The following is a 10,826-nucleotide window of genomic DNA, read 5'->3' as shown; positions in this document are numbered from 1 at the left end:
CTGCTCGTGCGTCGTCGCCGGCGGGGGCGCGCCGCAGGGCGGTGGTGAGGGCGGCGGCGGTCACTGGGCCTCGATGACGGTGGTGCCGACCTGGATGCGGTCGCCGGGCTGGAGGAGCTTGGTGCCGCGCAGCTTGCCGCCGTTGTGGAAGGTGCCGTTGGTCGAGCCGAGGTCCTCGACCATCGGCTGGCCGTCGTAGTCGTAGACGCGCAGGTGGAGGGTGGAGACGAAGGCGTCGTCCTGGATCGAGATGGTGCACTCGGCGCCGCGCCCGAGGGTGATCTCGCGGTCGAGCGCGACGGTGGTGCCGCGGCGGTGGGCGGGCTCGAGGACCATCAGCCGCTCGGCGCGCGCCGACGTCTGCGGACGCCGACGGGCGCCGCGGGCCGGGGTGGGCTGCGGTGTCGGGACCGCTCGCGGCTGATCGATCGGCGACCGGTCCCGCACGACGACGCGGGTCGGGCGGACCTCGCTCCACACGGCCCACAGGACGCGCGCGAAGAACAGGTAGATCAGCCCGAGCAGGCCGAGCTTCAAGATGTTGAGGACCTGGTCGCTCATGTCGCGGCGCCGCAGCGCTGGGTCACGATGCCTCGAAGCGGACGTGGGTCGAACCGAAGCTGACGATGTCGCCGTCCGCGAGTCGGTGGGCGCCGGTGATGCGCACCCCGTTGACGAGCGTGCCGTTGGTGGACCCGAGGTCGGCGACGACGTAGCCGTTGGGGCCGGGGGAGATGGTGGCGTGCTCACGGCTGACGTTGCCGTCCTCGATGGTCACGTCGCTCTCGGGGAGCCGGCCGACCGTGCTGACGTGCTCGCCGAGGCTGATGCGCTCACCGGAGGGGAGCACGACCGAGCCGGCGCCGATCCCGCTGGGCGACTGCTTGAGCTGGGAGACGATCCCGAAACGGCCGGTGCGCAGGTCGTTGTCGACCTCGAGCGCGACGTTCACGGGTCCGATGAAGTGGTACGCCTCCTCACGGGCGTACTCGCGGGCTGCTTCCTCGAGCTCGGTGGTGAGCGCGGCCTCGATGTCGTCGAACCCGGTGAGGTCGGCCGGGCTGAGCATGATCGTGAAGTCGTTCGGGACCATCCGGCGGCCCTTGACGTCGACCGTGCGGTTGTCGTCCATCTCCCGGACGAGCCGACGGCCGAGCTCGATGGGTCGGATCGACCCGCGGGAACGACGGAACACGCCCTCGACCATACGCTCCAGACGGCGCTCCAGTGACTGCAATCCCATAGCTGGCTGACCAGGCTACTGACCCCTCCCCACCACCCCCCGCCACCCCGCCCGCAAGTACCGTTCCCGTCAGACGCCAGAGGTACTCGAGTGTCGTTCGCGTCAGACGCCAGAGGTACTCGGACGCCAGTTGCACTCGAGTGCAGGGGGACGCGTGGTGGGTCGGGCTGTGGGCAACGGGACGGGGTGGCGCTAGCGTTCGTGATCCACTCGCGCGAGTGGCGGAATTGGCAGACGCGCTGGCTTCAGGTGCCAGTGTCCTAACGGACGTGGGGGTTCAAGTCCCCCCTCGCGCACTGTGGCGAGCCCCTCGCACGGCGGGGGGTTCGTTCGCGTCGGGGGTCAGGTCGATCTTGCGAGGAGGGCGTCGTAGACGGCGACGTACTCGCGGATCATGCGGGCGACGTCGAAGCGCTCGACCGCCGTGGAGCGGATCGTCGAGCGGTCGAGGCGGCCGACGGAGGCCACCGCCTCGACCGCCTCGTCGAGGGAGGTGACCAGCGCACCGGTGGTACCGTCGTCGACGATCTCGGGCATCGACCCGCGCGACGTCGCGATCACCGGGGTGCCGCACGCCATCGCCTCCACCACGCTGTAGCCGAACGGCTCGTCGAAGTCGATCAGGTGCAGCAGGGCGTGCGCGCCGCCGAGCACGGCCGAGCGATCCTCGGCGGTGACCGCGCCCAGGTAGCGGACGCTCACGTCGTCGACGTGGGGCTCGACCTCGCGCCGGAAGTAGTCCTCGTCCTGCACGATCCCGCAGATGTCGAGGCGACGACCGGTCCGGCGGGCCACCTCGATCGCGTGGGCGGTGCCCTTGTCGGGGTGGATCCGGCCGAAGTACAGCAGGTGCTCACCCGGAGCGTCGGTGAGGCCGAACGCATCGGTGTCGATGCCGTGGTGCACCGTCGCGACGTAGTCGAGCCGCGGGTGGCGGTCGGAGTCGCTGATCGACACCAGCGCGGTCGTGTCGTCGTAGCGCTCGTACACCGGCACGATCAGCTCGCTCGAGAAGCCGTGGACGGTGGTGACGACCGGCGTGCCGACCAGATCGCTGTACGTGAGCGGGAGGAAGTCGAAGCCGTTGTGGATCACGTCGAACTCGTCGGCTCGTTCGAAGACCGATGCGATGTGGAGGCACTCGGCCACCTTCGGATCGATCGCCGGATCGTCGGACCAGCCGCCGGGCGAGGTGGCGTGCAACGCCGCCGACGTCCGCGAGTCGGCCGTCGCGAACAGCGTGACGTCGTGACCGGCGGCGACGAGACCGTCGGCGAGCAGGGAGGCGAACTGCTCCCACGGGCCGTAGTGGATCGGCGGGGTGCGCCAGGCGATCGGTGCGAGCACCGCCACGCGACGGCGATCGCCGGTGGGAACGCCGTCGGGTCGGATCTCGATCCCCGCAGGCTACCGAACGCCCCGGGACCGGTGCTGCACGCACCCGAACGCCCCGGGACCGAGAGGTTCCGCGCACGGATCACGACCTGTCGCCGACGCGATCCGATCTGCGCCTATACGTTGAGTCCACGCCCCTCAGGTGAGTGCGATCCGCTCGGACCGGACGAGAGGCGGTCAGTCCGGGACGGGCCCGACCACTCGGCCGAGCCGAGCGAGGAGGACTGACCGTGCACCACCCGGAACCAGCTCGAACCACCCCTGCGGGCCGTCCCGGCGCCCCGTCCATCGCGATCGTCACGACCTTCGCCCCGACGTCGTGCGGCATCGCGACGTTCTCGGCGGCGCTCTCGCGCGCCCTCGCCGACGTCGGGGCGTCGGTCTCGATCGTGCGGTGCGAGGCGGCCCCCGACGACGACGACCCGATCGTCCTCGCCTCCCTGTCCGACCCGGCCGACCGGGGTCGGAGCCGAGCGATCGCCGTCCTCGACGCGAGCGACGTGGTGATCGTCCAGCACGAGTACGGGATCTACGACGGCACCGACGGCGAGGCCGTCGTCGAGCTGCTCGACACCATCGCGGCGCCGATCGTCGTCGTCGCCCACACCGTCCTCACCGAGCCGATGCCGAACCAGCGACGCGTGCTCGAGCGGGTCTGCGCGGCCGCCGACGCCGTGGTCGTGATGACCGAGACGGCGCGCGATCGCCTGCGCGACGGCTACGACGTCGACATCGACGCCGTGCGGGTGATCCCCCACGGAGCGGCGACCCCGCCGGCGCTCGCCGTGTCACCGGGCCGTGGTGGCGCGTCCGATCCCGGGTCCGCGGCGGCGACCGGCGGCGAGCCCGCCGATTCGACCGGGACCGCGCACGAGGCAGCGACCGGGTCGCAGCCCGCCCGCCGACCTCGGCTGCTGACCTGGGGCCTGCTCGGTCCCGGCAAGGGGATCGAGTGGGCGATCGACGCGATCGCCGGCCTCGCGGACCTCGATCCGCGACCGGTCTACGTCGTGGCCGGAGCCACCCACCCGAAGGTCGCCGAGCGCGACGGCGAGGAGTACCGCGAGATGCTCCTCGAGCGGGCGGAGGCCGCCGGGGTGGACGTCGTCGCCGACGACACCTACCGCGACCTCGCGTCGCTCACCGACCTCATCCGCTCCGCCGACCTCGTCGTGCTCCCGTACGACTCGCGCGATCAGGTCACCTCCGGCGTCCTCGTCGACGCCGTCGCGGCCGGTCGCCCCGTGGTGTCGACGGCGTTCCCCCACGCGGTCGAGCTGCTGACGGGCGGGGCCGGGATCGTCGTCGGCCAGCGCGACCCCGACGCGCTGGGCGCCGCGATCCGCTCCGTGCTGACCGACGACGACCTCGCCGCCTCGATGGCGGCGGAGGCGCGGCGGCTGGCGCCCGATCTCGCCTGGGGTGCGGTGGCCCGACGCCACCTCGCGCTCGCCGACGAGGTCGCCGCACGTCGACGGGCCGCATCGTGACCCTTCCCTCGTTCGGTCACGTCCTGACCATGTGCGACCGCCACGGCATGTTCGAGCACGCCGAGCACGCCACGCCGCGACCCGAGCACGGCTACTGCACCGACGACGTCGCCCGCCTGCTGATCGTGGCCGTCCGCGAGGGAGACCGGAGCCAGGCGGTGCGCGATCTGCGCCACCTCGCGCTGCGCTTCCTGACCGACGCGCAGGGCGTCACCGGCCGTGTCCGCAACCGCCGAGGCGTGAACGGTCGGTGGCACGGGCGGCGCGGCGTCGAGGACTGCTGGGGCCGCAGCCTGTGGGCGTTCGGCACGGCGGCCGGAGGCGCCGCCGACGAATCCGCACGGTCGACCGCGCTGTCGTACTTCGACCGCGGCGCGACGCAGCGATCGCCGCACCGCAGGGCGATGGCGTTCGCGTCGCTCGGCGCCGCCGAGGTCCTCGCCGTCGACCCCCGACGGCGCTCGGCGCTCGACCTGCTGACCGACGCGGTCGACGTGATCGGACGTCCGTCGCACGACGCGAGCTGGCCGTGGCCCGAGCCGCGCCTGTCGTACGCGAACGCCGCGCTCGCCGATGCCCTCGTCGCGGCCGGGCACGCGCTGGACCGTCCCGAGGTCGTCGACGACGGCCTCGCCCTGCTCGCCTGGCTGCTCGAGCGCGAGACGCTCGACGGCCACCTGTCGCCGACCCCCGTGGGCGGAGCCGGACCGGGCGACGACGTGCCCCGCTTCGACCAGCAGCCGATCGAGGTCGCGGCGCTCGCCGACGCGTGCCACCGCGCCCACGTCGTCACCGGCGACGGCGCGTGGCGAGGTGGCGTCGAGCTGGCGATCGGGTGGTTCGAGGGCCGCAACGACCTCTCGGCGGTGATGTGGGACCCCGTGACCCACGGCGGCTACGACGGCCTCACCCCGAACGGGCCCAACCTCAACCAGGGGGCCGAGTCGACGCTCGCGCTGATCTCGACGATGCAGCACGGCCCGCGTCCGACCGACGAGCGCTCGGAGGAGGTCCGGCTCACCGCTCCGGGTGGCTGAGCCGGTCGAGCACCTCGTCGACCCGGATCGTCGCGATCCGGGCGCCGACGTCCGCGAACCCGTAGGGGACGACGAGGTGGTCGCCGTGGATCAGGCTGCCGCACGAGTAGACGACGTTCGGCACGTAGCCCTCCCGCTCGTCGTCGGTCGGTGCCAGCAGCGGTTCGCGCAGGTGGCCGAGCACCCGCGTCGGGTCGTCGAGGTCGAGCAGGAGCGCACCGAGGGTGTAGCGCCGCATCGGCCCGACGCCGTGGGTGATCACCAGCCACCCGGCCTCGGTCTCCACCGGTGAGCCGCAGTTGCCCAGCTGGACCAGCTCCCAGGGCCGCTTCGGTTCCTGGATCAGGGTCGCCTCGCTCCAGGAGCGCAGCTCGTCGGAGCGCATCACGAAGTTGTTCGTGTTGTCCTGCCGCCCGAGGGCGACGAAGCGTCCGTCGATCCGGCGCGGGAAGATCGCGATGCCCTTGTTGCTCGCTGCCGCGCCCGTCAGCGTCCGGATGCGGAAGTCGGTGAAGTCGAGGGTCTCGATCAGCTGCGGCAGGATCTTGTGACCGTCGAACGCGGTGTAGGTCGCGAGGTAGCGCGCCGATCCGTCGTCGTCGACGAAGCGGACGAAGCGGGCGTCCTCCATCCCCCGGCTCTCGGTCGGTCCGGACGGGAACAGGACCCTCTCGGAGAGGGGTCGCGTCGGCGGGAACGACACGCGGTAGTTCGACGACGCCAACAGGTGGAGGAAGCGGGTGGTCTCGCCTGAGATGGTCCGCTCGATGCCGTCGTCGTCCAGGGAGGCGATCGCGCCCTCGAGCTCCTCCATCGTGAAGCGGTCGTCGAGGCGGGCGAGCACGCGCTCCTCGACGTCGTTGAGCATCTCGACCTCGCCGAGCTTGGTGGTGAAGAACCGCTTGTCGTAGTCGTGCGGAGCGCGCACCCCGGTCTCCGCGTACGGGCTCACGGGATCGAGCTCGAGGGAGCCGTCGGCGCCGACGACCCCGGTGCGGAACTCGATCGACGACAGGTGCCCCTCCCCGATCGCGCGCAGGCTGATGACGACGCGCAGCGACCCGTCCTCGACGTCGGACTGGTCGGGTGCGGCGACGATCGACGGGTTGCCGAGGGCGGCGGCCTCGACGGAGTACTCGTGGGTGCAGTACGCCCCCAAGAGCAGCCGTCGCTCGGCCGAGGTCGGGGCGTCGAGCGCTCCACGAGCCGCCGGGCGGGTCGCGACCAGCGCGTGGTGGCGGGCCAGCACGTCGTCGAAGTCGCGGTGGCGGTCGGCGAAGTCGGAGCGGGTCTCGGCGAGCGCGGAGGCGACCTCGTCGTCGGACATCGCCATGACCCGTGCGAGGACGACGCCGAGCCGCGACGAACCGCTTGCGTCGGGCTCGTCGTTCGGGACGAACGGCTTGGTGATCACCCGGGAGGGATCGGGCACGAGGTGCACCCCGTCCTGCCGTGTCATCCGCAGCGGTCCCATCGTCATCCCCCGCCTGGCTCGTCGATCGGGTCCCGTCACGTCGACGAGGATCGTGGCCACGGTAGCGGGTGCTCCCCGCAGCGGGGTGGGAGGCACCGGACAGGGCGAGGCGCTCGCCGAGGTGCTTCCTCGCCCCGCGGGGTCAGACGTCGTCGTGGGTGCAGGTGATCGAACCGTCGGGTGCGACGTCGATCCACGCGATCGTCTTCGTCGGGGCGCGGCGGCGCTGGGTCGGCGAACCCGGGTTGAGGTGGCGCTGCGTCCGGCCGTCGGCCTCGTGGACCTCGTTCCACGGGAGGTGGGAGTGGCCGAACACGACCACGTCCGCGTCGGGGAACCGGCGTGCCAGGCGGGGACCTCGGCCGGCCGACGGCCCGCTGTCGTGGATCATCGCCACCCGGATCGGGCCGAGCTCGACCGTGAGCTCGGTGGGAACGTCGAGGTCGCGGTCGTTGTTGCCGTCGACGGCGTGGATCGGGGCGAACGCCTCCAGCTCGGCGAGCACCTGGGCGTCGACGACGTCACCGGCGTGCAGGATCACGTCCGCCGCCTCGAGCCGCTCGCGCCCGACGATGTCGACGATGTCGGAGGCCCGATCGGCGCTCAGGTGGGTGTCGGCGACCACGAGGATCCGCACCTCGTCGGCGTGCCCCCGCTCGCGCTCCGGCGCGTCACGACGGTCGGGGTCGGGGTCGGGGGTCGATCTCCGGGGGCGCTTCGTCGAGAGGCCCGTCGCGAACGTGAGTCGCGGCCCCCATCATCACGCGGCGAGGGGGTGCGACGCGAGCGCCGAGACGCCTCGCCGCCAGCGCGGGACCACGGCGCCGGCGAGGCGGCGGTCGACGTACGACTGGGCGCGCATCCCGAGCAGCAGGTTCGTGACCTGGTCGGGCTCGACGGACGGGTACGTCGCGAGGAACTGGCGCTCGGCCATCTCCTCGTGCTCGACGTCGGCCCACACGTGGATCTGGAAGAAGCGCGACACGTCGTCACCCAGGCCCAGCCGCTCGCACGCCGTGAGCATCCGCCCGTTCGGCGACACCGAGTCCATCTCGAACAGCGAGAGCTGCCCGAGCACGACGCCGCGCAGTCGCCGTTGCAGACCGCCGAGCGACACCAGGTTCGACGTCGCGAGCGCCGCGCCGTCGCACCGGTCGACGTGGGCCATCGGCGTCGGATCCAACCCGAGACCCTCCATCGCGTCGGCGAACAGCTCCGCGTGGGATCGGGCGTGACCGATCCCGTACTCGCCGGTCTGGATCTCGATCAGCGTCCGCTTCGTCCCACCCGGCAGGCGCGGGATCGCGAACGTGTGCGGGTCGGCCTCCTTGCCCTGGTACGGGGAACGCAGGATCATCGACTCCGCCAGCTGACCGACGGTCCCCTCGTGCTCGAGGAACGCCGAGACCGACGGCCCGCTCAGGTCGAGCAGACGGCGGGCCTCGGCGACCGGGTCGTCGTGCACCCCGGTGACCGAGTCGCGCAGCGCCGACTCGAACCACTCCGACAGGACGCGCCGCCACCGCTGCGCTCCCGGGCGGCACTCCCACGAGTCGTCGACACCGGGCCACCCGCCGAACGAGAGCTCGTTCAGCACGAACAGCGCCAGCTGGGCGTCGTGGTCGAGGGCATCGTTCGAGGTCGGGTGCGCCACACGCTCGGGTCCGTCGCTCGTGAGCATCGCGATCACCGCGGCCGACAGCGGGCCGACCGGGTGCGGGAGGGGTGCGTTCATGTCCGGCCAGTACCCGATCCGGGCTGCGCGGATGCGAGAGGTGCCGCTCACGGGGGGTGACATCCGACCACCCGGCGTCGGGAATGCGACGTCCCCGCCACCGGTTCGGTGGCGGGGACGTCACACGGAGCGCTGCGCGCGGCGTACGGCGAGCGGATCAGGGGGTCTGGTCGACGGTGGCCTCGCGATCCCAGAAGCGCGCCGCCCGGCACGCCTCGACGAAGGTCGACGCCGACGCCTTCTTGCCGTCGAGCTCGCAGTAGCCGCCGTCCATGTCGTCGGCCGTGATGCCGGCCGCCTCGAACAGGGCGGAGGAGCTCGCCGTGTGCGCCACGAACTTGGCATGGGCGTGGGCGTCGTTCACGAAGTCCTTCGACGTCGCGTCCCGGCTGAGCATCTCGGCGCAGTCCGCGGTGAGCACGACCGCGACCGCGTCGAACAGCACCGACGGACCGCCGTCGATCTTCTCGGCGATCTCGAGCTCGGTGCCGTCGCTGTCGGTGATGCCCATGCGCGTCGGTGCGACGAGCTCGACCATCACCTTCTCCTTCTTGGCGGCGGCCTTGATGGCCTTCAGCGTCTTCGCGTCGCTGCCCTGCGCGACGAGCACGCCGAGCTTGCGACCCGCGAAGCTCGCGAGCGGGGTGGAGCCCACGATCGACAGCGCGGCCGACGGGTCGAGATCCGTCCGGGGTGCCACGGCGGCGGGCAGCGCCGAGGGCACGTCCATCCCGAGTCCCGCCGCCACCGTGGCGGCGAGGTCCTCGTCGACGTTGACGAGGCCGGCGACGAGCCGCTGGCGGATCGCCGGGGTGTCGACCTTCGACAGCTCGAACACGAACGCGTCGGCGATGTGGGTCTGCTCGATCTCGGTCTGCGACGCGTAGAACTGGCGCGCCTGGCTGTAGTGGTCGGCGAACGACTCGGCGCGCACCCGGCGCGCCTGGCCCTCCTCGGCACGGGGGTGGGTGGTGAACCCGGCCCCCGGTGCCTCGCGCGGGTTGCTCTCGGGCCCCCACGAGTTCGGCTCGTAGTTGGCCCGACCGAACGACGGCACGTTCGTCGCCATGTGGCCGTCCTGCTGGAAGTTCATCACCGGGCACCGCGGCGCGTTCACCGGGATGTGGGTGAAGTTCGGCGAGCCGAGCCGCTTGAGCTGCGTGTCGAGGTACGAGAAGTTGCGGCCCTGCAGCAGCGGGTCGTTGGTGAAGTCGATGCCCGGCACGACGTTGGACGTGCAGAACGCGACCTGCTCGGTCTCGGCGAAGAAGTTGTCGACGTTGCGGTTCAACGTCATCTTCCCGATCGGCGTGACGGGGACCTGCTCCTCGGGGATCAGCTTCGTCGAGTCGAGCACGTCGAAGTCGAACGAGTCGGCGAAGTCGTCGTCGAACATCTGCACGCCGAGCTCCCACTCGGGGAAGTCTCCGGAGTCGATCGCGTTCCACAGGTCGCGCCGGTGGAAGTCGGGATCGGCGCCGTTGATCTTCAGCGCCTCGTTCCACACCACCGACTGGAGGCCGGCCACCGGCTTCCAGTGGAACTTCACGTAGGTCGAGGCGCCCTCGGCGGTCACGAACCGGAAGGTGTGGACGCCGAAGCCCTCCATGAACCGGAACGAGCGCGGGATGGTGCGGTCCGACATCTGCCACATCAGCATGTGGGTCGCCTCGGGCATCAGCGAGGCGAAGTCCCAGAAGTTGTCGTGGGCGGACTGGGCCTGGGGGAAGCCGCGATCGGGCTCGGGCTTCACCGAGTGGATGAGGTCGGGGAACTTCATCGCGTCCTGGATGAAGAACACCGGGATGTTGTTGCCGACGAGGTCCCAGTTGCCCTGGTCGGTGTAGAACTTCACCGCGAAGCCGCGCACGTCGCGAGCGAGGTCGGCCGAGCCCTTGTTGCCGGCGACGGTCGAGAACCGGGTGAAGACCTCGGTCTTCTTGCCGGCCTCGCCGAACAGCGATGCGCACGTCGTGCCCTCGAGCGAGTCGTAGCACTCGAAGACGCCCTTCGCGCCGTAGCCGCGAGCGTGGACGACGCGCTCGGGGATGCGCTCGTGGTCGAAGTGGAACATCTTCTCGCGGGCGACGTGGTCCTCCAGCAGCTGCGGGCCGCGCGGGCCGGCGGTCAGCCAGTTCTGGTCGTCGGAGACGGCGACGCCCTGCTGCGTCGTGAGTCGCGGGTGGCCGTCGGTCGCGACCTGGTGGGTCTCGCCGCCGACGCCCCGCTGGACGCTCTGGTCGCCGAGTTCGACCGAGGTGCGCTCCTCGATGCCGACACCGGCGTCGCCTGCGGGCGCCGGTGCGGACCCCGCGCTCCTCGCGGACGACTTCGCGAGCTTCTTCTTCGACGTGGACGCGGAGCGTGCCATGGTTCTCTCCGTTCGACTCCGTGGACGCGGATCGTCCGACGGGAATCCAGCAGTACCCGGCCGGCCCGTCTTCCATGCGTG

Annotated in this window: 9 protein-coding genes and 1 tRNA gene; 3 read left to right on the top strand and 7 right to left on the bottom strand. The window is 71.5% G+C overall.

Annotation, left to right across the window (positions count from 1 at the left end; genetic code table 11):
• Positions 1–60: 60 nt before the first annotated feature.
• On the bottom strand, positions 61–561 hold the full coding sequence (locus tag ACOOHC_RS18620; RefSeq protein ID WP_420451861.1) for an FHA domain-containing protein: 501 nt from the start codon (positions 559–561) through the stop codon (positions 61–63).
• 22 nt (positions 562–583) lie between these two features.
• Positions 584–1,243 carry an FhaA domain-containing protein gene (locus ACOOHC_RS18615; protein ID WP_420451860.1) on the bottom strand — a complete coding sequence of 220 codons (660 nt, stop codon included), beginning with the start codon at positions 1,241–1,243 and terminating at the stop codon, positions 584–586.
• 212 nt (positions 1,244–1,455) lie between these two features.
• On the opposite strand from ACOOHC_RS18615, the gene ACOOHC_RS18610 reads away from it, so the two are divergent.
• Positions 1,456–1,539: transfer RNA gene (locus tag ACOOHC_RS18610), tRNA-Leu, on the top strand.
• Between the two features lie 46 nt (positions 1,540–1,585).
• Here the strand turns inward: ACOOHC_RS18610 and ACOOHC_RS18605 are convergent.
• Positions 1,586–2,596 carry a glycosyltransferase family 4 protein gene (locus tag ACOOHC_RS18605; protein ID WP_420451859.1) on the bottom strand — a complete coding sequence of 337 codons (1,011 nt, stop codon included), beginning with the start codon at positions 2,594–2,596 and terminating at the stop codon, positions 1,586–1,588.
• 272 nt (positions 2,597–2,868) lie between these two features.
• Between ACOOHC_RS18605 and ACOOHC_RS18600 the strand changes: the two genes are divergently transcribed.
• Complete coding sequence (locus ACOOHC_RS18600) at positions 2,869–4,128, top strand: glycosyltransferase (RefSeq protein WP_420451858.1); 1,260 nt, start codon at positions 2,869–2,871, stop codon at positions 4,126–4,128.
• Positions 4,125–5,165: a glycosyltransferase gene (locus tag ACOOHC_RS18595; RefSeq protein ID WP_420451857.1), complete on the top strand. Its 1,041-nt coding sequence runs from the start codon at positions 4,125–4,127 to the stop codon at positions 5,163–5,165. Before ACOOHC_RS18600 ends, ACOOHC_RS18595 begins: the two co-directional genes overlap by 4 nt.
• Here ACOOHC_RS18595 and ACOOHC_RS18590 read toward each other — a convergent pair.
• The 4 genes from ACOOHC_RS18590 to ACOOHC_RS18575 all read right to left on the bottom strand — a co-directional run bounded on the left by ACOOHC_RS18590 (position 5,146) and on the right by ACOOHC_RS18575 (position 10,745).
• On the bottom strand, positions 5,146–6,624 hold the full coding sequence (locus ACOOHC_RS18590) for a glycoside hydrolase family 130 protein (RefSeq protein WP_420451856.1): 1,479 nt from the start codon (positions 6,622–6,624) through the stop codon (positions 5,146–5,148). The genes ACOOHC_RS18595 and ACOOHC_RS18590 overlap by 20 nt on opposite strands.
• Before the next feature lie 157 nt (positions 6,625–6,781).
• Complete coding sequence (locus ACOOHC_RS18585; RefSeq protein ID WP_420451855.1) at positions 6,782–7,276, bottom strand: metallophosphoesterase family protein; 495 nt, start codon at positions 7,274–7,276, stop codon at positions 6,782–6,784.
• A gap of 123 nt (positions 7,277–7,399) precedes the next feature.
• Entirely contained in the window at positions 7,400–8,425 is a 1,026-nt protein-coding gene (locus tag ACOOHC_RS18580; protein ID WP_420451854.1) for an iron-containing redox enzyme family protein, read from the bottom strand.
• 106 nt (positions 8,426–8,531) lie between these two features.
• Positions 8,532–10,745 carry a catalase gene (locus ACOOHC_RS18575; protein WP_420451853.1) on the bottom strand — a complete coding sequence of 738 codons (2,214 nt, stop codon included), beginning with the start codon at positions 10,743–10,745 and terminating at the stop codon, positions 8,532–8,534.
• Between the last annotated feature and the right edge of the window lie 81 nt (positions 10,746–10,826).

The organism is Ilumatobacter sp. (assembly GCF_965215205.1).
Taxonomy (GTDB): Bacteria; Actinomycetota; Acidimicrobiia; order Acidimicrobiales; family Ilumatobacteraceae; genus Ilumatobacter_A.
The sequence above is the reverse complement of the archived record's forward strand: the minus strand, read 5'-3'. Positions and strand labels throughout refer to the sequence as shown.

What these genes read in the sequence shown, in the direction of transcription:
- ACOOHC_RS18620 (WP_420451861.1), bottom strand. Translation starts at nt 561, where the DNA reads ATGAGCGACCAGGTCCTCAACATCTTGAAGCTCGGCCTGCTCGGGCTG.
- ACOOHC_RS18615 (WP_420451860.1), bottom strand. Translation starts at nt 1,243, where the DNA reads ATGGGATTGCAGTCACTGGAGCGCCGTCTGGAGCGTATGGTCGAGGGC.
- ACOOHC_RS18590 (WP_420451856.1), bottom strand. Translation starts at nt 6,624, where the DNA reads ATGACACGGCAGGACGGGGTGCACCTCGTGCCCGATCCCTCCCGGGTG.
- ACOOHC_RS18575 (WP_420451853.1), bottom strand. Translation starts at nt 10,745, where the DNA reads ATGGCACGCTCCGCGTCCACGTCGAAGAAGAAGCTCGCGAAGTCGTCC.